Here is a 25,938-nt window from a genome sequence, read left to right on the forward strand (position 1 = left end):
GCGGGTCCGTTGGGAGGCATGGCGGACTGCGACACCATATTATGATAACAGATCGACGCCTGAAAGCTTGGCAGTCCTCCGGGAACAACATGGACTAACTAGCCGAATCTGCTACCCGCCGCCAGGACGATCCTATGGCCGCACTGGTCTGGCCGATCGATGCCGACGCTCCGGACCTTTCCCGTCTCCAGGAAGCAGCCAAGTTGCTGCATCGAGGGAAATTGGTGGTGTTTCCCACGGAAACGGTTTACGGTCTGGGCGCCCATGCCTTTGATCGCCAAGCCGTCCAACGTATTTTCACGGTGAAGGGACGCCCTGCCTCAAACCCTTTGATTGTCCACATCGCCTCCCCGGCTCAATTGGATCAAGTGGCTTCCGGCTGCCCCCCCTTAGCTCGCCGCTTGGCCGAGCAGTTTTGGCCCGGTCCTTTGACCCTGGTGTTTCCCAAGCACCCACAGATTCCAGCGGAAGTCACAGCCGGAGGACCGACAGTGGCTGTTCGCATCCCTTCCCATCCCGTGGCTCTCGCTCTGTTACGAATCGCCGGCGTGCCCGTGGCTGCCCCCAGTGCTAATCGGAGTACTGCCATCTCCCCGACACGGGCCGAGCACGTGTTGAGCAGCTTGGGTGAGGCGGTCGATCTTATTCTCGATGCCGGTCCCTGTCCCAGCGGTGTGGAATCCACCGTCCTCGATGTCACGGTGGACCCTCCGCGTCTGTTGCGTCCTGGGCCAATCACCGTACCGATGCTGGAATCCGTGATTGGTTCGATTGCTGTGGGTTCGCCGCCTTCTGGGACCGTTTCCCCACCGCCGCGATCTCCAGGCCAGATGCCCCGACATTATGCCCCCCGCACCCCGCTCCGTCTCGTTTCCGCGGAACACCTCCCTCAGGAACAATCTCGCCTCGTGGAGCAGGGATTGCACTGTGGCATACTGGAACTGCCAGACGACCCTCGCCAAGCGGCGGCGATCCTTTACGCCGAGTTGCACCGTCTGGATGCTGCTGGGTACGATCTGCTGTTGGCACCCTTACCGCCCGACACCTGGGATTGGCTCGCCATCCGGGATCGCCTCCAGCGGGCAGCTCACCCTTAAACTTCATCTTCAAAACAATCACAACGCCCCCCACCGCCCCAGCTCTCAGACCCCCGCCAACACTTCGGAGTGCCTATCTCGCTTCCACCGACGGCGAATGGCCCACCCTACCATCCCCACAACAGCCACGGTGCCTAAGATGGCAGAAGGTTCAGGAACTGGCACTAAAGTCAGAACCAGGGCAACGCCTCCGCCGCTTCCGTCTGCCGTGATCCGCAGCGTGTAATCGAAGCCGGAGGCTATCTGCGAGGGACGAAGCTCGTAATACGAACGATTGATCGCTGTTCCTGGATCGAGCACTGCTCCATTGAGGCGGATGCGCCCGTCACCTGTGGTGGTGATCAGCGGCAGATTGTATGTCTCGTGAGTCAGCAGAGACGGAGTACCCGAAGGGTTGATCAACTCGATAACAAGTTTGTTGCTTCCCAGGTCCAGATCTACGAAAAACGGTGCGCCGACATTCAGACGGCTGACATTGGCTGTGTCCGTTCCAGTACGATGAACCTCAGCTTGTAGAATGGCAGGGTTCGCCGCGGAGCTACGGATCGCCAAGGGGCCATTGATCGCCAATACTCCCGTTCGCAACCCCGCGTCACTCTCGTTAGGATGTCCCCCGCGGATAGTCCCTCCTGGTTGCACGATAACCTGTTTGCCTGTAGCATCGTCCGGCATAAGGGTGCCGGTTCCTGCCAAGCGAGCACCTGAACCGACGATGATATCCCCACTCCGACTAGCCCCCGTCCCGATAGAGGCATTGTCGGACACAATCAGCGTACCAGCTTGAATCAACGTGTTGCCGCGATAGGTGTTCTGAGCCGCTAGTTCCAGAGTGCCGGAACCGGTCTTGAGCAAGTCTGTGGTCGGCGAGCCAGAAATGACGCCCACTAGGATCGTCCGATCCGCATCAGTGCCCGCACCGCGAATGACCTGGATTTCTCGCACCAGATACCGACCCGGTGTGAGACTGTCCATCTGGATCGGATTCTGCCAGGCGACCGGAGCATTGGAATAGGGGGAGCCGAACTTCAGAGCATAACCGTCTGCCACAAAAGCGCCGTTATTCCACGTCAGCTTGCGTGCATCCCCGAACAGGTTCACGAATAAGTAGCGGCCCGCCGTGGTAGAGTAGGCAGAAAAGCCGCCGCTGCCGAAGTCATTCGCCCCGGTCCAGTTCACCTGATTGGCTCCTGTCCCGAGGGCCAGGTTGAAGATGTAGTTTCCATTGCTGATGTCGTATTCCAATACGCCTCCTCGCAAGCTAACGGTAGCCGTTACAGGATTGAAGTTTGTGGCAGTCGCTCGCAAGGTTCCCCCGCCGATGGTAACGTTCTGTGGTGAACTGAAGGCGATCTGATTGCTAGTACCCGTGAGCACGACCATGCCGGGTCCCGAGATGGTCACCGGACTGTTGTGCGCAGCAAGATTGCTGCTCGTGAAAAGCCGGGTGGTGGGATTAACCACGATCAAGGCACGCGGGCCAGGGGTTGAAGTCGAAAACAAGCTGCCGCCGGTGATGGTCATGTCCCGCGAGCCGGACAGCATGATCCCCAGCGTGTTGATCTGCCCTCCGCTACCGATCGACAGGGTGGTGTTATCCGCCTGGGGTTCGAGAACGACAGAGGCTAGGGCATTGCTCCCTGTCAGAGTGATGGTCTGACCCGCTTGAGACGGACCAATAAAGAGCACATGGGTACCAGCAGAGGCCGTGTTGAAATTGCCTGTAAAGCTGGTCGTGGTCGTTGCTACGACGCCATTGACACTGTGATAATTCGCCCACCGGCCCACCACGTCCGCACTGCCAGCCGAAGAACGCCGCGCCACGACCGCCCAGGGAATCGGAGTGCTTGTGGAAGTCGAAATCATCCCTTGGGAAGTGACCGGAGCGGTGGTGAAGAGCACCTGCGGTTGGCCGGCCTCCCCGATAAAGCCGCTACCGATGTTCTCGAAGAAAAGATGCCCGCTGGGGTTCACCCGACTCAAGGCCCCAAAGTTGACAGTCAAACTCCCCGCGCCTGAGGCAACAGTCCGCAGACGGGTTTCCCCGGCACCCACAGCCAACGTACCGGTCAGCCCTGTGAAAATGCTCCCGGAATCTGCACCGCGAAATTCGATTGTGGCACCACCTCCATAGAGCTGAATCGCATTCGATGTGGTCAGACGTTGGAGCGACGGGTTTCCCGCGCTATTGTCCAGCACCAACGTTCCACCCCGCAGGGTAATCGGTGCTGTTCCGTCGACTTGTGCTATTGTATTCCCAGTCAGAACAAGCTGCGTCCCGCTACCCACCACCATACCGCCTCCCGTCGACCCGGTAGGACCATTAAGCGTCAGGGAGGTCAGCGTACCATTCCCCAAATCGATGGTGAATGTGCCGGTCCCCTGGGTCATAAGTCCGAAGTTGCCAGTCGAGGTGTCGCCGGCGGCCAAAGTACCGCTACCGGACAATGACCAACCGGAAAACTGAGCATGACTGCTGAGGCGCAGTTGCCGCACAGTGACGGATGAGTTCAGCACCGGCTGCCGGAGAGTCGCGGGATAGACGGTTCCCAATACCTCGAACTGCGCCACATCCGTGGCCCCCGGCACGCCTGCTGGACTCCAACTAGCACTGTTTTCCCAGGTGGTGCTGCTGTTGTTCCAACTATAGTTTTGCGCCAGCAAACGTGCTGATCCTGATAATACCCCCACCATGCCTAGACATAGCCCGATCCAGCGGATCATGACGCACCTCCGCTTCAAAAAGATGGGCAATGGATTCTTTATTGTAAAATCACATAGCTCTAAGCGATCGCAATAATCGAACCATATCCAGAACACTGGAACCAGTTTCCTTGGCTCTGCGTCTGCCGTCAAGGAAAAAGTTGAAAAATGTGGAAGGCGGAAGATCCGATGATCGGAAACGCTATTAGGGAGCAAACAGAAGACAAAAAATGCCGAGGCTGAAAGCTTTCCGCTTCGCGCCTGCTCAGTGCGGTACTACGATAGGTTCCAGGAGGGGTGTCAGTCTATGAACCGAGAAGGTTGCCGGTCGTGGAACCGAGGACCAACTCACAGGAGAGGCACTGGCACCATTTTCAAGGAATCCGCAGAAGTAATGGGAGCGGACCTGCACCGTAGGGAGGGAGGCAGATGGTCAGATTCGTCCGGCGAATCCATCGAGACGGCAGGCTGCTGCCAAGTCTGTGGTTGGGGATGGTACTCGGCCTGGGCTTACCGAGCCTTGTCTATTTTCTCTGGCGAGCCACGGACAATTCGGCTGCGTCTAGCTCTGAAGAAAGAACCCCCCATTTCCGCAGTAAGCTTGCGGAATCTTCCTCCTCTCCCTCGGTGACGGAAGAGACTGCCATGACGGACCCTGCACCACCCCCTCGCAAACCAATTCCTGCACCAGAGTTAGAAGGCGGTGTGGCTTGGCTCAATACCGCCGGTCCTTTGTCCTTGAAAAAAGACCTCAAAGGCAAAATTGTCCTTCTCGATTTTTGGACGCTCTGCTGCATCAACTGCATGCACATTCTGCCCGACTTGGCCAAGCTCGAGAAGAAATACGCCAACCAACTCGTGGTCATCGGCGTCCATTCCCCCAAGTTTGAAAACGAAAAGGATACCAACAGCATCCGCAAGGCTATCCTGCGCTATCAGATCGAGCATCCCGTCGTCAACGATGCGGACCACAGGATTTGGAACGCTTACGATGTGGAAGCCTGGCCGACCTTCGTACTCATCGATCCGGAAGGGAACCTGGTGGGCTACACCTCCGGCGAGGGACGCTATGAACTGCTGGACAAGGTGATCGAAAAACTGATCGAGGAACATCGCAAGAAGAGGACTCTCGATGAGCGTCCCCTGCGCTTCGATTTGGTCCGTTTCCGGGAAGGCGGCGATACCCCCCTGTTTTTCCCTGGGAAGGTGCTGGCGGATGCTGAGGGAAAACGCCTCTTCATCGCGGACAGCACCCATCACCGCTTGGTCGTTACAGACCTGGAAGGCAACCACCTTTTCACGATTGGAACCGGACAAGCGGGTGCAGCGGACGGACCTTTTGACAAATGCCAATTCCAGGACCCTCAGGGGATGGCTTTGCGCGGGAACACACTCTATGTCGCGGATCGGAAAAATCATCTGATCCGAGAGGTGGACCTACAAGCAAAGACAGTTCGGAGCATCGCCGGCACAGGTGAACAGGATGGAGGTTTCACTCACCGCCAACTTAACGAACCGGTCCCTGCCCGCAGCATCGGTTTGAATAGTCCCTGGGACCTCTGTTTGGTGGGCGACACCTTATACATAGCGATGGCTGGGCACCATCAGATTTGGGCCTACGACCTGAAAAAACGGGAAATCGGGCCGTATGCAGGCACCGGTCGAGAGAACATCCGCGACGGCCCCCTGCGCTTCGCCGACTTCGCCCAACCGAGTGGCATCACCACCGATGGCCGCTTCCTCTATATCGCCGATTGCGAGACCAGCTCGCTGCGTAAAGTTCCGCTGGGAGGAGATGGGCGAGTCGAAACTCTGGTGGGCCGCGGGTTATTCGTTTTCGGCGACGTGGACGGTCCTGGCAGGGTGGCTGATCCCTCCAGCGCTCAGGAAGCGCGCTTGCAGCATGCCATCGGCGTGGTCTATCACGATGATAAACTCTACGTGGCCGACACCTACAACAACAAGATCAAGATGTTCGATCTGCGAACGGGACGGCTGGAAACCTTCGCTGGTCACGAGTCCGACTGGCCTTTGCTACCGCAACACTTTCACGAGCCTGCTGGGGTGAGTTACGCCGCGGGGAAATTGTACGTAGCTGACACAAACGCCCATCGCATCCAGGTGGTGGACCTGAAAACGCGGCAGGTGTCCACTCTTCCTTTACGAGGAGTCCAACCCCCGGCTCCGCAGCCCTGAAACGGGCATGTTCGAACACCGAGCCAAACTACCCGGCCTACGTTCTCGTGAAAAGGACACCCGCCTTCCACGGGGCGCCCGGCATAGTGCTGGCGGAGTTTGGGGATTTCCGCAGTTTTTAGCCGTGATGGAGAATCGGACCACCGAGGGAGGATTCACGCCACAAGGACCGAGGCGTCGGCTAGTCGCTGCAAGGCCTCTTCTAGCAAGGGGGCAAGGCGGGTACGGATCCCTTCCAGATCGCTACTCGGCGAGGCTTCTCCTGGCAGCAATAACAGTCCGCGTGCGGCTCGGCGAGTCAGTTCTTCCAATAGCTCCGGTTTTGTCCGCGTACCATCGAGCAGGGGAATCAGCACGCTATCGAAAGGGTTGGGACGGAACACCTCGTGGCGGCGGTTGGCTCCTCCGTTTTCCCCCAACTCCAGGCGGACGCGCAGGGATCGCAAAGCCTGGGGGCGTTCTGTCACAGGCACGCGCGGGATGGGCAAGGCATGCAACTCCATCAGATCGGAGGAAAGGTATACATGCAAAATCTGGACAGCTAGCGGTGTGCGCACCTGTTCCGGCGGCTGTCCCAGCCTTTCCGTTACTCGTGCGACTAGGTCGGCAAAGGGCAGAGTCCCCGGCCACTCTTCCCCCAGGATGCGAAACGCCGCCTTGAGGGTCGGTTGGGAAGTGGCCACCACCATGCCGGACTTCGAGCGATACTGCACCGTCGTCGTGGAGCGCACATCGCCGCTTTCATCGACCACCCGGCGATGGGTACACACATGCAAATTGTCAATTCGCCCCGGCTGGACCGTCCAATCTGGCTGCACCTCCCCCCGCACCAGCAATGTCTCGCGAAACATCCGATTGCGGACAAAGTCCAGGTATTGTTCCGATTGAATCTGATCCGGAGCGATGATCTGAAGGGCTTGCTGGACTTCATAAGGGAAATTGCTGCTGAGCATGGTGGTGATCTGCGCGTCGCCCAGATAGTTCAATCCGTGGCGTTGAGCTGCTGCGATGAATTCGTGAAAATACACCGGCTCGTTGACCTCTTCCAAATGCTCGTGATAGAGGTAATGGTCCGCTTGCTGGCGCAGATGTTCCAGTTCCATCCGCAGCAAAGTCGCATAGGGACCGCCGTCGATGCGCGTCGCCTGGGCGAGAAAATCCAGGAGAGCACGGGCCTGGCGGATTTGTTCCCCCGGAGTAGTAAAGCGCAAGGCATGATAACGCATCATATCTCGAATCATGCCGCGCATGTGCCAGCCCGGATAGGTGTTGTAGGAGATGTAGGCCACCCCCTGCGGGGACAACTGCTCCGCGCAGATAGCCAGAATCTTTTCCCGCACTCGATCCGGTACCCAGGAATAAACCCCGTGGCAGATGATGTAGTCGAACTGCCCCCAAGAGCGATCCACATCCAGAATGCTGGCATGGACCAGGCGGACGTTGGCTAGTCCCAGAGCCTGCAAGATCCGCTGGCCGTCCGCGATCTGGCGGGCCGACAGGTCCACTCCCACGAAGCTACTCTGCGGCAGGGCTTCGGCCATGGGCAGCAGATTCCCCCCCGCGGCGCACCCCAGTTCCAGAACGCGGCAGTGTTGCACCGGCGGCGGCTGTAGACCAAAGAGTGTTGCAATGACCGCCAGATGGGAAGGATGCGTCTGGGGAAACGGATAGCTCGCATAAGGAACTTCATCATAACTGGTCGCGGTGACCTTCTCTGATGCTCCCGCAGCTTGCAACGTTTCTTCAGACCATGCCATTCTACCAGATATGGGAAGGTTCATAACTCCCCCTGCTCCTCAAGTCTAGCCGTTAGAAGAGTCGGTACCTGCTCGGTCACAGTACAGCCGGCTACCATAAGTCGGCGGCCAGACACGGATGCCGCATTCACTCTCCCCTATGTCTCCTCCGCTTTCCTCTGTCTAGCCGATTTGCCACAGGCAGGGTATCATCCTCTTCATCCCACCTGCAAGAGAGGTTCCTTCCTCTGGGTCCCCTGAGCGTGCTTTTCTCCCCCAATTGGCGAGGTGCTGCCATGTCCCGGCGTCATACCTTCCTGGGTGCCCTGCTGAGCTTTGCTCTGGGATTGGGTTTGATCCTGTCCAGTTCCCTACCCTCGTTGCAGGGGCAACAGAAGCTCCCGCCTGTCAAGATTGCCCCCCAGTCCCCAACCTTAACCACTCCCGCTCATCTCGGCGTCAAAACGGGAGACAAGGCGGAAGTTGTTTTTTCGGGCACCAATCTGGCAGATCCAACTGGTGTGATCTGCACCTGTCCCGGCGTGCAGTTTACCATACCCACCGATAACAAAAACGGCACCAATCCCAATCAGTTACGAGTTCAGATCGCCGTACCAACCCAAACTCCCATTGGCATCTATGGCCTGCGTCTGGCCACACGGCAGGGGGTCTCCAACATGCGGCCGTTTGTCGTCGATGAGCTACCGGCGATTGTGGAGGTGGATAATAACCGGAGTAAAACGGCTGCGCAATCCGTTACCATTCCTGTGGTCGTTTTGGGCCGCACAGATGCGGAAAGCAGCGATTTCTTCAAAATTGCCGTTTCGGCTGGACAACGCCTGACCATCGAAGTGCTGGCCCGGCGACTCGGCTCACCGCTTGACCCTTGGATTGTCCTCTATGACGCCAAAACCCAACGAGAGTTGATCCATCTGACGGCGGATGACACGCCCGGTTTGCAAGGAGATTGCCGACTGATCCATACCTTCACCCAAGGGGGAGAGTACCTCATCGAAGTGCGTGATAGCACCTGGCGCGGTGGGGCCGACTTTCATTACCGCCTTCGCATTGCCGATTGTCCGGGCGTAACCACCGCCTTCCCCCTCGCGCTCCAACGGGGCCAGAAGGGATCGATTGGTTTTGCCGGGCCTGGAGCGGAATCCCTGCCGCCCGTGGCCGTTCAGGCACCAACCGATAGAACCCTGGAAACCCTCCTCGTAGCTCCACGATATGCCAGCGGGGGCGTTCCAGGCTGGCCGGTACCAGTCCACCTCCACGATTGGCCCGAAACGATGGAACAAGAACCGAATAACATCCCCGCCCAAGCCCAACACCTTTCTCTACCAGGGGGTGTTTCGGCACGCTTCGACAAGGCAGGCGACCTGGACCACTTCCGCGTCACTGCCAAAAAAGGGCAAAAAATCGCTGCGGTCGCCCGCGCTTTCGAGTTCCGCTCCCCTTGCGAAGTCTTCCTGCGGGTGCTCAATGCAAAAGGGAATGAACTGGCTCGTAGCAACCCTGCCCAACTCCCTGCCCGTGCGGAATGGACAGCTCCAGACGACGGCGAATATGTCATTGCCTGCGAACATCTGAATTACCGCGGCGGAGCCAATGAGGTGTACCATTTGGCGGTCTTGCCTGTCATCGGGGATTTTACTCTGACCTGTCCTGTGGATCGCCTAGAAGCTCTTCCGGGAGGGAGCACTGCCATCCTGGTAGCGGTCAATCGCCTCGATGGATTCAAGGGGCCAATCGAACTGCAAGCGGTGGGTTCGCCCGTCGTCAGCGGAAGTATCACGGTGCCGGCGGGACAAGACTTTACCTTCCTACCCTTGCGCGTCCAGCCAGGAGCACCCCCAGGCGCTTACAGCTTCCGCGTGCAGGGCCGCGCGACGATCGGGGATCAGGCAGTGATCCGCCACGCTTTCTTCCTCGATCAATTCAAAAGCAATTGGGGGAACATGTCCCATCCCCCGCTTGAGTTGGCGGGCGTGTGTGCCCTGGCCGTCGTTCAACCTCCATTCTCGGTCGCAGCCCAGGCTCAACCCCCAGCCCTTAGCAAGGGACAAGCCGGCAAACTTCTCTTCTCGGCCAAACGTGAGAAAAGCGCAGATGGAGACATTGCCTTATCCCCTCTCTACCTTCCCCCCAACATCACAACGTCTGTCAAGGCCATCCCCAAAGGGCAAACCGAGGCCAACGCCGAGTTGAAAGTCGCACCCAATGCCGCTCCGGGGTCTCATCCGCTGATCTTTCAAGCCTCATCCAAGATCGGCGGTAAGGATTACGTGCTGCTCGCTCCCCTGCTGCTCCAGGTAACTGAACCCTCAAAGGACAGCAAAAGCCCACCCTCCCAAGGCGAACCGGCGAAGAAAAAGTGACAATTCGCACAAAAAGACGACCAATCCGGGAGCATAGAGACCTAACAGGCACATCCATTCCGATAACCCGACTCCTTGCAAAGCGTCGGGTTCCGCTTTCTCGCTCCGTAAGGGCCGTGTCTTTCCTTCCCCTGTTTCCAGACGCCACCCGTGTGCTTGTTTCTACCACCTCCTCATCCCGCTGATCCGCCCGGGAGAGGAAACAAGATCAATCCGCCCGTGTGGCCGGCGGAAACGGGGGAAGACCATTCAAATCAAAAAGCCAGCAGAGAGTGTGCTTGCGTACCACGGCAAAACGGGTATAGAGCACGGCAAAACGGCTATAGAGAACACCCGCGATGAAGGAAGAAGGAAAGACTCCACGTAGGAGGCAGGAGCAAAAACTGGGAGGGAGCAAAGATAAGCGCGGGGACCAATAGCCCCCATAAATCCTGGAAAGGGGAGATATCAGGTGAGGTCTGGCACTCAAGGAATCCAGGCTCAGACAGGAGTGCGGCTAGCTTGCGGCTGCTTGCTCGTAGCGGGGTGGTGGTTCATTTTGCCAATGGCCGGTGGGCAGAAAGCGGAACAGCAGAGAATAGCTATCCCAGGGGAAAGCGGTTCCGATTCCGTCCGCTGTGCCGGGGAAATGGCTGGGAGTATCACGGAGAATTGGCGTCGCGGTCTAGAGGCGGTGTATCGGGGGGAAGTCGTGGAAGAGGTTCATCAGCCAGGCCGGGAGTTTCGTCGGCAGCACCAGTTGGAGGTCCGCGTCCTCTGCGTGGGGAATCAGGGTCGCTGGACGGACCTGGCGGTGGTCACCCGTCTGCGCCGTCAGGAAGACGGTTTGAAAGAGGGCATTTTAGGGATCGTTCAGGGAGGGGAGCGGGAAGAGTGCCCCGCCTTGATGCGCATCGACTGGCTCCGATTATACTCGGATGGCCGAGTGCGGCAGTTGTTGCCGGAAGGTCCGCCTCCTTTGACCTTCACGGATAAGACTCCTTCCCGCGACTTGCCGACTCCGCCCGTGGATAGCTTTCCGCTCGGCGAGTGGTGGATGTTCCCTCCTACTACGGATTGGCGGGCAGGAGAGGCCAGCCGGTGGTCAGGCGGACGGCTGGAACGCTGGGAGCAATTATCCCCGGAGGCAGTCCACGGGGAGCGTTGCTCCGTTTGGCGGATGCGCCTGGAAGGAGAGCTAGAAGCGGGCGCTGAATTGTGGCACCGGCAAGACATTATGTGGGTATCCAAACAAGATGGTATCAGCCGAAAAGTGAACCGGCGGATCGAACGGCGGAGTGGTCGTCATGCGCTACCATGGGCGTGGGTAGAGACGCACTATGAGTTAGTGACGATGACACCCGTGAGTGGCCGCCGGTGGGAACGTCTGCGCCGCGACCTGGATGTGGCATACTGTGCCCTGCGGGATGCCACTGCCCTAGCCCCCTTTGCGGGACAGTTGGGACCGCGCCTCTTTGAACAGCGGTTGGCCCGCCTGGAAGCCTGTCTGGACGACGGGGATGCAGCCGATCCCTACCGAGAATTGTTGGTCGCCGCCCAGCAGGCACTGGAAGCCGCTCAACGCGGCCAGCGCACGGTAGCAGGAGAGGAAACATTCCCTCAGCCAGCCCACTGGCCCAAAACTGGAGAAACGGCTCCCGACATCAACCTCGGAAAACAACGGCTCGCTTCCTGGCAAGGCCAAGTTGTACTCTTGATATTTCTGGCGGCGGAAGGGGAAACCACCGAACTAACTCTGGCCATCGCCCATGCCTTGCAGCAACGCTATGGGCATCAAGCCGCTATCCTTCCGCTTCTGGCGTGGGGGGATAAAGCCGCCACCGAACGACTCCTGCAACGGCGGGGCTGGAAGCTGGACCTTTACGACGGTCAAATGGCCGCCCGGCACTACACCGTCACGACTGTGCCTCGGTTTCTGCTTTTGGATAAACAGGGGATTGTGCGCTGGAGCTTTAGCGGGGCAGGACCTGAAGTGGGTTATTTGATCCGGGAACAACTCCAGCGACTCCTCACCCCGTCTCTTCACCCAGGTTCGCCAGATTCACCAGGCAGCAATCCCCCTACCAATGATCCACCACGGCGACCGCGTGCGCCATGACCCTGCCCAGTTCCTGTTGCTTTGGACCAGGGAGAAAGCATAGGATGCGCCAGAAAGTCCATCGGAGGCGTAGCCGTTCTCTCGGTGGATTCTCACCGTGTTAGGAGTTCTCCCCATGTGTCGTGACTCGGTCGCGCCCTTTCGGGCAAAGGGAAAGGAACGGATGAATGTGGCCGTCCAGGAAACCGAGGCGGGTATCGGCCTTGGATGGAGAAACCTGATATGAAGCCGAAGGAATGGAACATTCCCGGACCTACCGGGCGATGTGCAGCCACAGGCCAACCCATTCCTTTTGGGGCAAGCTACCATGCAGTGCTTTGCCAGGAAGGGGGACAATGGGTACGGCGGGATTATGCAGTCCAGGCGTTTACTGGCCCCCCCCCGGAGGCATTTGCCCATTGGCAGGGTCGCATGCCCAGGTCGGAATCCTCCGCGCGTCCGCCCCGACTTGATCCCCACGCCTGTCTGGCCTTTTTGGATCAGACTGCCAACGTTACGGACGAGCGAACCGTGGCCTTGCGCTATGTGGCCGCCTTGTTTTTGTGGCGACGCCGTCGCTTGCGCCTACGAGATGTGGATCGTGACTCTCACGGACGGGAATGCCTCCATTTGCACGATCCCCAAAACGGCCGAACTTACACCGTCATCGATCCGCAATTGACCTCCCAACAGTTTGAGACTTTCCAAACGGAACTTTCCCGCTTGGCGGAAGGGGACGAGACAAGCCGGTGATGTCGCACGAGAGCGTGATCATGGCTATACGTATCATGGCTGTACGGTATGGGTTCAGGTACGTAAGCCTGGTAATGTTGCTCATCCTACCCGCAGGATGCAAGCAGCTTGATGATTGGCGCCAGAGCGTCCAACAGCGCCGAGGCAGCCGGGGGGGAGAACCTATCCCCCAGGTCAGTGCCGAGCAATTGGTGCATTATCTGAACCAACAGGCCAGCCGACTCCGTACACTCAGTTACGCGGAAGCCCGAATGACCGCCCGTGAAGGTGAGGGGCTGAAAGGGGCTGTGTCTTACACCCTCCGCGGACGGCTGGCTGCCGCCCAACCCCGCTACTTCCATCTCAGCGCACAAGGAGGACTGGCGGGTGGAAAAGTGGATCTCGGTTCCAATGACGAGCGCTTCTGGATTTACATCGATGCACCCGGTAACAAACCACTTTACGTCTATGCGACTCACGCCGATTTTGCAGCAGGCAAAGTGCAACTGCCGGGGAATCTCCCCTTCGAGCCAGATTGGGTCCTGCAAGCCTTAGGAATGACCACTTTTCTTCCGACTGCCCCCTATGAGGCGGTCCGAATTGATGAACGCCACCGTACCTACACCCTCTCTTGGGCGGCCACAACGCCATCCGGTCAATCGATACGCAAGGAGATTGTGTTCGCCGTGGACACCGCTGTGGGCAGCCGCCCGCAAGTGCTCCGCCATCTCATTCGCAATCCGCAGGGCAAGACGATCTGCTCCGCGGAGATCAAGTCCGCTCACACCTTTCCGACCGGCAGCGTCGACCCCCAAAGCGGGCATCCGCACATCGTGCAATGCCCCAACCACGTGGTGCTACGCTGGGAGGAACAGAAAGTAGAAATCGATTTGCGGTTGGAAGATGCCCGCATCAATCAGCCCTGGACGGCGGAGCAGATGCGTGCTGAGTTTACTCCGCGCATTTCCGGGGCTGTCCCGATCAACCTGGCGGAAGCTCGCTTTCCCGGAGAACCAGGACGTCCTTGAGTCCCAAATGCCAGAGACCTGTTCCCGACCTGGCGTAACTTGGTGCTGGCCATCCGATGATCTGAACGAGCTGCTCGGCCACACCGGTCGGTTACAACCTTGTCGGTGTTTCAATCCACCACGGCAATCCCCATGCTGCGGGCGGTCCCTTCGATAATCCGCATGGCGTGTTCCAGGTCACGGGCATTCAGATCGTTGAACTTCTTGCGGGCAATCTCTTCCACTTGCTTGCGGGTAATGGAAAACCCTTTGTATTTCCCGGATTTCTTGGCGTCGGGCGGAATGACTTCTTTGCCCTGCTTCTTGCCCGCTGGAATTTTGGCAGCCAACTTGATGAGCACTGCCGCCGGCGGACTTTTGATTTTGAACTCAAAGCTCCGGTCCGAGTAAACTGTGACGATGACCGGCAGCATCAGCCCCTTCATGTCCGGGTTGTTGGTCTTGTCGTTGAATTGTTTAACAAACAGACCGATGTTGACCCCGTGAGCACCGAGCGCAGGACCGACCGGAGGCGCGGGCGTCGCCGCACCGCCGGGACACTGGAGCTTGACAATTCCCACAACTTGCTTAGCCATAACTGCACCCTATTCCTGGCATGCATAAAAATCCGGGACAAGGACCCCAAGCGAATTCCCGGATCCGATCCCTCCGCGCCAGTTCCCTCTCCTGGAAAACCAGCGCAATCCTCTGGCTCATCGTTCCGAGGTTTCCCAGCGTTGGCCAGGTTCGTCGAACCCGCGCCTGTAGGGCTTTTCCAACCGTAAGGCAAAGCCTCAGCAGTACGCTGGAATGAGCATTCTATCAGCTCACCAGCAAAGGCAAAGGGGAAAGCTGTCGGAGGCACGTTCACCCCGCCGCCGGCCAATTCCCCTCTTCATTCACTCCATCGTTTTGCCCCGCTTTCTGGAATGTCGAGACCAGACATTCACCAGCCAAAGCTTAGGAACAAACGGCGGCAAGTGGGCGAAGTTCCTATCGGGATTTCACGCCTTGTCCACCTGCCAGTAATCGAGGGTCACATCCACAGGACGGCCGAAGACGGTCACCTGAACCGTGACTTTCGGAGTATCTCCCTCTTCCTTGGCCTCTGTGATCGCCTTGACTTCCCCTTCCATGTTGGCGAAAGCTCCCTCACGAATGCGGACTTTATCGCCTTTTTCAAAGTCCAGTTTGACGATCTGGCGTGGCCCGAGCTTCTTGCGGTCGCCGGGCAACACAACGCCAGTGAGAATCTGCTGGACCTCCCGCTCGGTCATCGGCGTGGGTTCCCGCCGCGCTCCGCGCGCACCGACAAAATCCCCAACACCGCTTGTCTCACGGAACAGGTACAGAATGCGATCGTTGATCTCCAGTTCTGCGAACAGGTAGCCGGGAAACTTCTTCTGCTTTTTGACGGTTTTTTTCTCCTGAGTTACCATCTCGCCGGTCTTTTTATCTTTCACCTTGACCGTCTTTTTCAACACCAGCTCCTCGTAAGGGATCACGATCTGGCCGAAGTACTGCTCCAATCCCTCGATTTTGATCTTGCGCTCGATCGCGGTTTTGATAGACTCTTCCCGGCCCGAAGCCACTTTGATCACGTACCACTTCTTATTCCCTCCACTGCTGGAAGGAGAAACCGCAGCCTCTGGGGCAGCGGGAGTCCCAGCGTCACTGGTGTCCGTCGCTGGCGGTGTTGACGCGGCCTGTTGGGCCGCCTTCTTCTTACGGCCCGTTCCGGATGCGGCGGTGGTTCCGCTCCTCCGCTTCCGTGGCGCTGGCGCGGGTGGTGTTCCCGCTTCCTTTTCGACCGATGTCTGACCGCCTTCCCCCGTGGAGGCCGTCTCCAGAGCGGCAGATTCGGGCAGGGCTGGGTGGGGGATGGTCTCCAAGGCTGCATGCTCTGGTGTCGTCTCTATAGCCCTCGGCTCCGGCGTCGTCTCCAGGGCCTTGAGTTCCGGAGCACTTTCCAAAGCCATCGGCTCTGGTGTTGTTTCCAAAGCCATCGGCTCCGGTGTCGTCTCCAAAGCCGCCGATGCGGGGGTCGTCTCCAAGGCCGTTAGCTCCGGCTGCGTTTCCAGAGCTACCGCTTCGGGCGTCTCCTCTGGGGACGGCTGCGGAGAGGTTACTTCCAACTCGGCAGGGGGCGATCCAGGAGCAGCAGAAGTCGGAGAGGCTTCTGGGGCGTTTGCGGGAGGATTTCCAGGCACGTGAGGATTGGGTTCATCGGTCATGGCAGTGGCTCGATATGGCGAAGGAAACGCTCCAGCAAATCGTTTCACCAGCGGACACGGTCTATGGTCCCGGCTTTGGTTTCGGCGGTAGTATTAGCGGGGGGTAGCACACCGACCCGTTCGCGGCTGAGGAGCCATCCCCAAAAAAGATCGACGGCTAACAAGAAAACAGCGAGTAGCAGGGTCGTGGTTAGAACGACGACCGTATCCTGGGCCAACTGGCGGCGGGTCGGCCAATTGACTTTGTTCATCTCTGCTTCCGTGGCGATCAGGAACTCCGCGAAGGTGGGCACATGAACGGCCCGCCAGGAAACCCAAAGCGTCAGCACAGCGAGCAGAATAGGCAGGGTTGTCCGTGCCTGCGGTATGAGAAGGAGCGAACCGAGATCAAAGGGAAGCTCCGCCACCCAGTGCTCCGGCAGCACGCTTTGTTGTTCCAGCGAGTAGATACCGGTCAGACCCACCAGTGCGATGCCCAGGGTGGTCATGCGCCGGAGGCGTTTCCCCAACGTCGCCTTGTAGGACGCCAAGGAAAACCAGCCCTGTTCCTCCAACGAGATGGCCCAGCGAGCTGCCGTGGCACCGGTGTAAAAGCGAAGGGCCAGATAGATCAACCCTAATCCGATAGCAGCCGAGACGATTATTCCCGGCACATCGTTCAGATACAGAGACAGCCAGCGCCACGTCTGGAACAGAAGAAACAGTCCCACAAACATCAACAAGACGCCGCCCCGCAGCCCACGAGGCATGCGATAACTCGCTAGACTGTTCCCAAGCCACAACAGTCCCGCCGTTGCCGCGGAAATGACCGGTAGCCAAAGGATCCAATCCACGAGGCGATCGCCCAATAAGGGGAAGATGTAGCGGTTCCAAAGTTGCGGAAGAGCGAAAAGCAAAATGCCCAAGGCCAGGAGTACGTAGAGCGTCCCCAGTAAGCTAGCCAGAGGCAGACTCAGGGCCGGCTGGAGAGGAGTTCGCGGTTCTGAACTGGTCTCGACGGCGGTGGCCATTCCAAGCTTCCCTTCCTGTCAAACAAATGCCCCGCGGCGGATGAACCTAGGCCGGGGGCGGACGCACCAGAACATCGCGCTGCGGGAACGCTCCAGTTCTTGGCAGCAGGAGCGGAGGGACTCGAACCCCCAACCGGCGGTTTTGGAAACCGCTGCTCTACCAAATTGAGCTACGCTCCTGTTCCTCCTCCAGGCCAAACGGAAGAGGGCTTTCTGCTGATATCCTATTCGGCGAGCCAAAGCCGGTGGAACCGTTCGCTAGTGACGCGACCTCTGCCAGCAAACCTTCGCCGTAGGAACGTCGGGGTGAAAAGGGCCGAACTCCCTCACTTTACGGGACTCCCATGGTCGCATATCTCGCTCCCCTAGGAGGGCCAAACCAGGGAAGCGGACTTCCCCTTTCACCCTTTGGCTACAGATGTCGTAAACCCGGCTGGCTCCTGGAGGAATGCGTTATGCCAGAATCTTGGTGACGACGCCGGAACCAACGGTGCGCCCACCTTCCCGGATGGCGAAGCGGAGGCCTTCATCCATCGCAATGGGGGTGATCAATTCCACAGTCAGTTTGACGTTGTCACCGGGCATGCACATTTCCGTGCCAGGCGGCAGAGTAATGGTGCCGGTCACGTCCGTTGTGCGGAAGTAGAACTGCGGCTTGTAGTTGCTGAAGAAAGGGGTGTGGCGTCCGCCTTCCTCCTTGGTCAGCACGTACACATTCGCCTCGAACTTGGTGTGAGGCGTGATGCTGCCGGGTTTGGCAACCACCATGCCGCGCTCCACTTCCTTCTTTTCGATACCGCGGAGGAGCACCCCAACGTTGTCCCCGGCGATCGCTTTGTCGAGGGTCTTGTTGAACATTTCGATCCCGGTGATCACCGATTTGAGGCTTTCCTTGCGCAGACCGATAATTTCCACCGGGTCGCCCATCTTGGCGGTCCCCCGCTCGACGCGCCCTGTGACCACCGTCCCGCGGCCTTCAATGGAGAACACGTCTTCGATGGACATCAGGAACGGTTTGTCCTCCTCGCGTTGCGGCACAGGGATGTAAGTATCCAGAGCAAACATGAGGGCGTCGATGGAACGGGTGCCATCGTTATCGCTGGTGTAGTTGTCGAGGGCTTCACGGGCCCGGCCATAGATGATCGGGATGTTCTCGCCGTCGAACTCGTATTTGCTGAGCAACTCCCGCAATTCCATCACGACCAACGGGATCAACTCCGGGTCCGCCTTGTCGCACTTGTTGAGGTAGACCACGATATTGGGAACACCCACTTGCTTGGCCAAGAGGATGTGCTCGCGGGTCTGAGGCATAGGGCCGTCATCCGCAGCGACCACGAGGATGGCCGCATCCATCTGAGCGGCCCCAGTGATCATGTTCTTGATGTAGTCGGCGTGGCCAGGGCAGTCGATGTGGGCATAATGGCGGCCCTTGATCGGTTGGGAAAAGTCCAGCTTCTCCAGCCCCGGATAGTCCATCAGATGCTTGAAGGGCAGGGCATCCGCATTGGGGTAGGAACGATCATCTGTCTCGTACTCCACGTGGGAAACGGCAATGGTCACCGTCTTGTTGGCATCCCGGACGATGCCACCCTTAGCGATCTCCGCGTAGGACTTGAATTCCTTGAGGTTGTGCAAATAGGCATTGCGGGCCAGGATCGCCGCGGTCAGGGTCGTTTTGCCGTGGTCGATGTGCCCGATGGTTCCCACATTGACGTGTGGCTTGGTACGCTCGAAAACTCCTTTGGCCATCGTACTCTCCGCGTGAGAAATAAGGGTTGGCAAAGCGCTCCTGCTCCTTTCCCGCAGGACAGGGTGACGCTTCGTCGGTCCACAGTTACGGGTTGACCCGCCGCAGGCCGGTGCGACTCATCGACCCGCAGCCCTCTCCGTCAGGCAGCCACTGGAATATCTTCCGGCAGCCCCACATCGAGAGGCAAGAGCTGCTGATGGGACTTGAACCCACGACCTCCTCCTTACCAAGGAGGTGCTCTACCAACTGAGCTACAGCAGCAGGGTCGGCCACAAAGGCAGTTCGGGGCTTCCCTCCCGGTCGCCGAGTTTACTCCTGAGCTTACCCACACGAAGCAATGCAGTGCTCAATGGCCTTGCATGGTCTCTCCATTAGCTGCGGCCATGTTTTTGTTCGACCTCAACACAGGCGTTGGAGCCAGTGATAAGGCGAGGGCTTGCATCTGGCCAGAGCGGGCGACGGGATTTGAACCCGCAACCTCCAGCTTGGAAGGCTGGAGCTCTACCGTTGAGCTACACCCGCATCCAATCCCGGCAGGGCGCCTTGCCTCGCTGGTTGTCCCGGCTGAGGCCTTTTACTGCCCAACGCCCCATCCTTGTTTAGGTAGGACATTAGACACATCTGGAGCCTTACCAGGAACCAACTTCAATGGGCAGGGAGGGATTCGAACCCCCGAAGGCCATAGGCCGCCAGATTTACAGTCTGGTGCAATTGACCGCTCTGCCACCTGCCCCTGCTTCTGCTACCGTGTCTCTTTTCTTCTCCTCTTGTTACACTTCCCAACTCAACCGCAATCCCCATCCTAATCGCTTGGCTCCCCACAGAGGGTGGCGGATGTAATACTCTATCGATTTCAATGCTCCGCGTCTAGTCCCTACTAGGCTGCTCTGCTGGCGACCTATGCCCCCTGCATCAGTCGGCATGTGCGTAATAGTTGGGGGGGCTCGGAGGATGCGCCAAACCGTTCGACCCGATCATCTTCATCCTGAATCCCCGTCTTCAGAAGCCTTCTGTTGTACGACGGGACTAGCTGGGTCTATCTCGCCATGCCCCCTGCGAAAGCTCGCGGTGGGATTCGAACCCACGACCTGCGGTTTACAAAACCGCTGCTCTACCGCTGAGCTACACGAGCACTCCTGCGCCAATCGGTGCTGTTGGCAAACAACGAGTTTGGGCCTGGGTTTGTTTTATAGTATCCCTTTCTTGGCGGCGAGGAACAGCCTTGTTGCCCCTTCCCTCCCAGAGGAAAGTCCCATCTTGAGAATCCACAGGGGCGCACGTGCCCCATCTTGTTGGAATGGAACCGATTCCGTTCTTCCCGATATCTTTCCGATTCCCGTGAAGTCGTTGGGGACTGCAAAGCATTCACCAGCGATCGCGTTGCTCCCATTGGCGGCGGACGGCGTCAGTCCAAGGATAGATCAGAGGCTGAGCATCGGCCGGATCATAACCTGCGGAACGGGGTGGTGTCACCAAGAGGAAGCGTGGAGGGGAAGCCTCCTCGACTCGCGGATCCGCAGGAACTAGAAGGAGCAGATATTCTCCCGGCCCTTGCCAGCCCCGGGCGCGAGGCAGGTTGTGTATCTCAATGGCGGTCCCTACCGGAGGTCCGTGATCGCTGAGGGCTTGTCGCACGTGTGCGCGGGAGGAAGGCCGGGAAGGGGCCGCTTCATCCGCGGACAGTTCCGCGACCACCGGGTGGGTAGCCACGGCTAGCAAACTCCGGGACAGGATAGGTCCTCGCTCTTTCGTCCAAGCCGCGTACGCCAGCCAACTGATCCAAGCGATGAATGCGGCTGCCGCTAGTCCCAACCCTATCGCTCGCTTCATGGAGTTCTTTCCCCGCTACTTAGTCGGACAAAGGCATTCTATCCCCTGGAGCGACAGGGATGAGTTGATCCTGAGGAGCACCGAGACTCTCACTGGTCGTCAGGGGATTGCGGCGGAAGACGCTGGCCCTTCTCCAAGGCGAAATCGATGGTGTTGCTGCCAGCCTGAACTTGGACCTCGAAACGAAACCGGTGCTGTTCCAACTTGCGCGGATCGCCTCGCAGTGCGGCCCCTTCCTCCCCCTGTGGCAAGGGCTTCCGCTTGGGCAGGGTGTAGTAGGTAATGGTAACTTGATAGTTTCCAGTCGGCATCCCGCGGGAATCTAGATAGTTCAGAAAATAGTTCCCGTCGTCGTTACTGCGCCCGGAGATGGCGACTTTCCCCGTAGGGTCCTCGAAGAGGAGATCGGCTTGCGGCACCGCTTTGCCTTCCCACGTAATGGTTCCTGTCACAGTGCCGCGGGGCGGTCCGCAGCCGGGGAGAAATGCCAGACATCCCAGAAGTGTTAGGAAGCAGCCCACCCCAAGCCTTCGGTTCGGCTCCCTATTATCATTAGGCAGTGGCCCACCGGGACATTTCACAGCTTGCCCTCCGCTTCCAACTGCTACCGGAAAGATAATGGTGCCTTCCCCGGCTGAGGATACCGCCTCAGGGGGCACCGACCAGGCCGATCAGTCCAGATTGACCACGAAGCCATCGCTGGTGTTACCCAGCCGCTGGAAGTTGACCGCGCTGATCTCGAAGCGGAGGAAGCGAACCGAGCCATCCGCCAGGCAGATGTTCATACCCCCAGGATGGGAACCGCCAAACATATGATCGGGGGTGCTACTAGGGATAGCGGGGTCACGAATGTCCGGCGCAGGAGGCTCACTGGTACGGCGGACCACGTCATCGGCCCAGCCATTGTTGTACGCCGGCTCATTGTCCCCGCAGCAACTCCCGGAGTTGTTGATGTACGCCAAGTGAATGCGGCTCTCACCTAACATGAGGGTGTTCGAGGTGCCGTCGATGATGCCTTGCATGATCACTCGGCGTCCCAGGTTCACCCGCCGGGCCACCCCATTTTCCCCTGTGCCACGACTGGCTGCATAGTCCGATTTCGCATGCCCCTTGTACAACGTCGGAGCGCGCCGCGTCGGGCAGTAGAACGTTTTGACCACCTTGTCATTGATCGAACTCCAGCCCGTAGTCACTCCGGGGCGCACGAGGCGGTGAATGCTCTCCTGCTCGATAAAGGGGAGTATGTGATACGTCCAATTCAAATAATCTACAAAGCCCGGCTGGGCGGAACAGCAGTAGTTGACAGTATCCGGACCATTATCCCCCGCCGTGGGGAAGTGCCCGTTGACATCGTGGTAATTATGCCACGCCAACCCTAATTGTTTGAGGTTGTTTTGGCAACTCATCCGCGCCGCTGCCTCCCGCACCTTTTGCACCGCCGGTAGGAGCAAACCAATCAGAATGGCAATAATGGCGATCACCACCAATAGCTCAATTAAGGTGAATGCTCGCCCATTGTCAGTAGCACACAAGACCACATCCTGACGGTGGGAAACGCTAGACCGTTTCATAATAAAACCTCCCGAACTATAAAGATGATTGAAGTGGAAAAGCCCAACGGTTAGCGGTCGTTCCAGTTGGTCCGCAATCTTTTGCACGCTATTGCTGGCACCAGGCATTCCGAAGAGAAGTTTTTGCGCTGAATTAGAGTAACTATAATCCATTTCTCATAAATTGCAAGCACCCAAGGTGTTTTTTGTTACAATGGGCAGAAACTGAGATAGGACATTTTCCAGCGGAACCAAACCTCCTGGAGATAGGTTAGATATCTTGGGACTTGGAACATTGGTTGAGAAAAAAATAAGGGGTTCAACCCGTATCGCTTGGGACACGCACCCCGAGGATGATGAGAGTGATCGCCTGAACGAAGCATCAAAAAATACAGAAATACAGAGGTGTCGAGACCGATCCGGAGGAGCTTAAACTATGCGGTATCGCTCCGTGATGCTCGGGTTGGTGACGGCGGCTTTGGTCGTCTGGGTTGGCAATCCAGAGCCTGTGGGCGCCCAAGCTCAGGCGCAAAAGAAGCTCAAGAAAGGCCTGAAGAAGAAAGATAGCTTGGCGGAGACGGTGCTCCATGTCAAGGATCCCACTCCGCCAGCGGCCCCTGCCCGTCCCCTGCCAACGGTGGTCCCTGTGCCCACGCAGAAGGACCCCGCCGCCTTGGCCCGACTGATCGACGCCGAGATCGATCGCAAGTTAGCCCAGGCCAAGATTCCCCCTTCCCCACGCTGTGATGACGCCGAATTCCTCCGTCGGGCGTACTTGGACCTCACGGGCGTCATTCCCACCGCGGAAAAAGCCCGGTCTTTCCTGGAGAGCACCGATCCGGATAAACGCGAAAAACTGATCGATGAACTGCTCGCGGACCCCAACTATGGCCGCCGTATGGCCGACATTTGGACCGCCAAACTCTTCCCCAACGATTCGGCGAATCGCTTCGTGCAGAAGGAACCGTTCCACGCGTGGCTTGCGGAACAGTTCCACAAAAATACGCCATGGGACAAGCTCGTCACCGCATTGGTCACGGCCACGGGCACAGCAGATCAGAATCCGGCGGTGATCTACTTCCTAGCCAACCGCTCCATTGACCGCCTGACCGATACCACCACCCAACACTTCTTGGGCGTGCAATTGCAGTGTGCTCAATGCCACAATCACCCCTTCTCCAGTTGGAAGCAAGTGGAGTATTGGGGCTTCGCCGCCTTCTATTCCAAGGTGCGGGCTGACAATCCGAAGAATCCGAAGAAAGCGCCGGATGCCCCGGCACCCGGCGTTCAAGAACTGGCCGTGCGGAGCAAACAGAAAGACTTTTTCCCGGAAGCCACGAAGATTGTCGCCCCGACTTTCCTGGGCGGTCCGGAAGCCAAGGTCAATCCAGCGGAACCGTATCGCCCCATCTTGGCTCGCTGGATGACCTCCCCCAGCAATCCTTTCTTCGCACGGGCCATGGTCAACCGGCTCTGGGCCCACCTTTTCGCGCGAGGATTGGTCATGCCGGTGGACGACATGCTGGAGGAAAACCCACCGACTCACCCCGAGCTGCTGGATGCGTTGGCCCGCCACATGGCCACCACCGGCGGCTTTGACCAGAAATATCTGCTCAAAGCCATTTGCCTAAGCCAGGCTTACCAGCGCACCAGCCGGCCTCTGCCGGAAAACAAAGAAGATGACCGCCTTTATAGCCACATGCGGATCAAGGTTATGACGCCCGAGCAGCTCTACGATTCCCTGGCGCAAGTGGTCGGCCGTGCCGCGGCCAACGTTCCCGCCGCCAAAAACAAGAAGGCTGCTGCGGGCCGTCTCAATAACCCTAATGCCCGTGCCCAATTCGTCGCCTTCTTCCTCGCCGGGGCCGATCACCCCAGCATCACCAGCTACGAAGTTGGAATCCCCCAAGCTCTGCGGCTCATGAACGCGCCCCTGACTAACAATCCCGCCTTGGTTCGAGGATTGGTCGGCTCCAACCCCACCCCCGCCGCAGCCATCGAACGCCTTTATCTGGCGACCCTCAGCCGTAAGCCGACTCCGACAGAGCTGAACGATCTGACTACCTACGTGCAAATGACAGGCGATTCCTACGCCGCTTACAGCGACATCCTTTGGGCCTTGCTCAACAGTAGTGAGTTCACCATGGTGCGCTAGGGGACCAGAGGCCTTGGCCCGAATGGGCGGCTCAGTCCTCCCAATAGCCAAACCCTAGCCATACTCAAAGTGAAATGGGAACGTGAACCCAAAAGCCCCAAGATGCCAGGAGACCGACCTATGTTGCCTGAACTGTTCGGACCGAAGAGCCGTCGGGAGTTTCTCCGGTGGACCGCCGCGGGCGTGTTTGCCCCCAGCCTCTCCGGCTGGTTACCCGTACTGGCCAATGCCGCTCCAACAGGGGGCAAAGGCAAGGCCAGGGCTTGTATCCTCCTGTGGATGGACGGCGGCCCTAGCCACAAAGACACCTTCGACCCTAAGCCCGATAGCCGGGGCGCCGGCGAGTTCAAAACGATCCCCACGAAAATCCCCGGCGTTCACATCAGCGAGCATCTGCCTCGGATCGCCCAGACCCTGGATAAGGGCGTCATTGTCCGCAGCATGACCACGCCGGAAGGGGCACACGCCCGCGCCAAGTATTACATGCATACCGGCTACCGGGAAGGGCAAGGCGGGATTATCCATCCGGCCATCGGTGCCATCGTGGCTAAGGAGATCGGCAATCCCGATAGCGCCATGCCCAATTATGTGGCCATCAACAGCCGCACCTACGGCGCCGGCTTCCTGGGTCCGCGCCACCAACCCCTGCTCATCACCGATCCCAATCGCGGTGTGGAAGACCTCAAAGCTGCGGTGGCCGCCTCCCAGCTCCAGCGCCGCCTGAACCTGTTGGACAAGATGGAGCGTGCCTTCCACCGCGACTACGATGCGGAGGTCATCTACGACCACCACACCACCTATCAGCGTGCCTTCCAACTCATGTATTCGCAGCAAGCTAAGGCCTTTGACCTGAGTGCCGAACCCGCCTCTTCCCGCAGCAAATATGGCTCCGGCCGCTTCGCCGATGCTGTCCTCATGGCTCGACGGCTCGTCGAGGTCGGCGTCCCCTTCGTCGAGGTCTCCCTCGGCGGATGGGACACCCATCAGAACAACTTCACCCGTGTCAAAACGCTCTCCGCCCAAATCGACACCCCTATCGCCGCCCTCATCGACGACCTGAAAGACCGCGGCCTCCTCGATTCCACCCTCATCGTCTGGATGGGTGAGTTTGGCCGAACTCCCCACATCAACAACCGTGGTCCCAACCCTGGGCGGGATCATTACCCACGCGCTTGGAGCACTGTGCTGTGGGGTGGCGGCATTCGCGGAGGAGGCACCGTGGGCAAAACCGACAAAGAAGGGGCAACCGTCGTGGAACGGCCCGTGACCGCTCAGGACTTCCTGGCTACCATCTGCGAGCTTCTCGGTATCGACTACAATCGCCAGAATGAAACCCCCAATGGGCGGCCCATCCGCATCGTAGAAAAAGCCAACCCCTTTACCTCCCTGATCGTCTGATACCGCTCCAAGTTAGCCCCATTGGAAACCGCCGCCGCACCGACTCGCCGGACTCCTGTACCGGCGAGTCGATGCTCTCAACTGC

General features: G+C 58.6%; 17 protein-coding genes and 5 tRNA genes. 8 read left to right on the forward strand and 14 right to left on the reverse strand.

Annotated elements, in window-relative coordinates; all coding sequences use genetic code 11:
* Positions 1-134 precede the first annotated feature (134 nt).
* Complete coding sequence (locus tag H0921_RS06940) at positions 135-1,097, forward strand: L-threonylcarbamoyladenylate synthase (RefSeq protein WP_194537329.1); 963 nt, start codon at positions 135-137, stop codon at positions 1,095-1,097.
* A 45-nt stretch (positions 1,098-1,142) separates the two neighbouring features.
* On the opposite strand, the gene H0921_RS06945 is transcribed toward H0921_RS06940, so the two are convergent.
* Positions 1,143-3,818 carry an autotransporter-associated beta strand repeat-containing protein gene (locus tag H0921_RS06945; protein ID WP_194537330.1) on the reverse strand — a complete coding sequence of 892 codons (2,676 nt, stop codon included), beginning with the start codon at positions 3,816-3,818 and terminating at the stop codon, positions 1,143-1,145.
* Positions 3,819-4,442: 624 nt separating this feature from the next.
* Between H0921_RS06945 and H0921_RS06950 the strand changes: the two genes are divergently transcribed.
* Positions 4,443-5,993 carry a thioredoxin-like domain-containing protein gene (locus H0921_RS06950; RefSeq protein WP_228499142.1) on the forward strand — a complete coding sequence of 517 codons (1,551 nt, stop codon included), beginning with the start codon at positions 4,443-4,445 and terminating at the stop codon, positions 5,991-5,993.
* Between the two features lie 155 nt (positions 5,994-6,148).
* Here H0921_RS06950 and H0921_RS06955 read toward each other — a convergent pair whose 3' ends face one another.
* On the reverse strand, positions 6,149-7,774 hold the full coding sequence (locus H0921_RS06955; RefSeq protein WP_228499144.1) for a methyltransferase regulatory domain-containing protein: 1,626 nt from the start codon (positions 7,772-7,774) through the stop codon (positions 6,149-6,151).
* A 251-nt stretch (positions 7,775-8,025) separates the two neighbouring features.
* On the opposite strand from H0921_RS06955, the gene H0921_RS06960 reads away from it, so the two are divergent.
* The 4 genes from H0921_RS06960 to H0921_RS06975 all read left to right on the forward strand — a co-directional run bounded on the left by H0921_RS06960 (position 8,026) and on the right by H0921_RS06975 (position 13,947).
* Positions 8,026-10,110, forward strand: a complete 2,085-nt coding sequence (locus tag H0921_RS06960; RefSeq protein ID WP_194537331.1) for a PPC domain-containing protein — start codon at positions 8,026-8,028, stop codon at positions 10,108-10,110.
* Positions 10,111-10,561: 451 nt separating this feature from the next.
* A complete protein-coding gene (locus H0921_RS06965; protein ID WP_194537332.1) occupies positions 10,562-12,208 on the forward strand; it encodes a TlpA family protein disulfide reductase in 1,647 nt (548 codons plus the stop codon).
* 222 nt (positions 12,209-12,430) lie between these two features.
* Positions 12,431-12,940: a hypothetical protein gene (locus tag H0921_RS06970; RefSeq protein ID WP_194537333.1), complete on the forward strand. Its 510-nt coding sequence runs from the start codon at positions 12,431-12,433 to the stop codon at positions 12,938-12,940.
* A 20-nt stretch (positions 12,941-12,960) separates the two neighbouring features.
* Positions 12,961-13,947, forward strand: coding sequence for a hypothetical protein (locus tag H0921_RS06975; protein WP_194537334.1), 987 nt, complete (start codon positions 12,961-12,963; stop codon positions 13,945-13,947).
* A gap of 110 nt (positions 13,948-14,057) precedes the next feature.
* Here the strand turns inward: H0921_RS06975 and rplK are convergent, their stop codons facing one another.
* The 12 genes from rplK to H0921_RS07035 form a co-directional block, all read right to left on the reverse strand.
* Positions 14,058-14,522, reverse strand: a complete 465-nt coding sequence (gene rplK / locus H0921_RS06980) for a 50S ribosomal protein L11 (RefSeq protein WP_194537335.1) — start codon at positions 14,520-14,522, stop codon at positions 14,058-14,060.
* A 408-nt stretch (positions 14,523-14,930) separates the two neighbouring features.
* Complete coding sequence (locus tag H0921_RS06985) at positions 14,931-16,160, reverse strand: transcription termination/antitermination protein NusG (RefSeq protein ID WP_194537336.1); 1,230 nt, start codon at positions 16,158-16,160, stop codon at positions 14,931-14,933.
* Positions 16,161-16,204: 44 nt separating this feature from the next.
* Positions 16,205-17,170, reverse strand: a complete 966-nt coding sequence (secE, locus tag H0921_RS06990) for a preprotein translocase subunit SecE (protein ID WP_194537337.1) — start codon at positions 17,168-17,170, stop codon at positions 16,205-16,207.
* A 106-nt stretch (positions 17,171-17,276) separates the two neighbouring features.
* Positions 17,277-17,350 (reverse strand) — tRNA-Trp (locus H0921_RS06995).
* A 273-nt stretch (positions 17,351-17,623) separates the two neighbouring features.
* A complete protein-coding gene (gene tuf / locus H0921_RS07000) occupies positions 17,624-18,919 on the reverse strand; it encodes an elongation factor Tu (protein WP_194537338.1) in 1,296 nt (431 codons plus the stop codon).
* 189 nt (positions 18,920-19,108) lie between these two features.
* Positions 19,109-19,181: transfer RNA gene (locus H0921_RS07005), tRNA-Thr, on the reverse strand.
* Between the two features lie 189 nt (positions 19,182-19,370).
* Positions 19,371-19,442: transfer RNA gene (locus H0921_RS07010), tRNA-Gly, on the reverse strand.
* A gap of 127 nt (positions 19,443-19,569) precedes the next feature.
* A tRNA-Tyr gene (locus H0921_RS07015) sits at positions 19,570-19,653 on the reverse strand.
* A gap of 327 nt (positions 19,654-19,980) precedes the next feature.
* Positions 19,981-20,052 (reverse strand) — tRNA-Thr (locus tag H0921_RS07020).
* A gap of 233 nt (positions 20,053-20,285) precedes the next feature.
* Entirely contained in the window at positions 20,286-20,750 is a 465-nt protein-coding gene (locus tag H0921_RS07025) for a hypothetical protein (RefSeq protein ID WP_194537339.1), read from the reverse strand.
* 89 nt (positions 20,751-20,839) lie between these two features.
* A complete protein-coding gene (locus H0921_RS07030; RefSeq protein ID WP_194537340.1) occupies positions 20,840-21,271 on the reverse strand; it encodes a carboxypeptidase-like regulatory domain-containing protein in 432 nt (143 codons plus the stop codon).
* Between the two features lie 150 nt (positions 21,272-21,421).
* Entirely contained in the window at positions 21,422-22,321 is a 900-nt protein-coding gene (locus H0921_RS07035) for a DUF1559 domain-containing protein (RefSeq protein WP_194537341.1), read from the reverse strand.
* A 415-nt stretch (positions 22,322-22,736) separates the two neighbouring features.
* Between H0921_RS07035 and H0921_RS07040 the strand changes: the two genes are divergently transcribed.
* Together H0921_RS07040 and H0921_RS07045 are read left to right on the forward strand one after the other, a co-directional pair.
* Entirely contained in the window at positions 22,737-24,455 is a 1,719-nt protein-coding gene (locus H0921_RS07040; RefSeq protein ID WP_194537342.1) for a DUF1549 and DUF1553 domain-containing protein, read from the forward strand.
* A 120-nt stretch (positions 24,456-24,575) separates the two neighbouring features.
* Positions 24,576-25,853, forward strand: coding sequence for a DUF1501 domain-containing protein (locus H0921_RS07045; protein ID WP_194537343.1), 1,278 nt, complete (start codon positions 24,576-24,578; stop codon positions 25,851-25,853).
* Positions 25,854-25,938 lie beyond the last annotated feature (85 nt).

The sequence above is a fragment of the Thermogemmata fonticola genome (genome assembly GCF_013694095.1).
GTDB lineage: Bacteria > Planctomycetota > Planctomycetia > Gemmatales > Gemmataceae > Thermogemmata > Thermogemmata fonticola.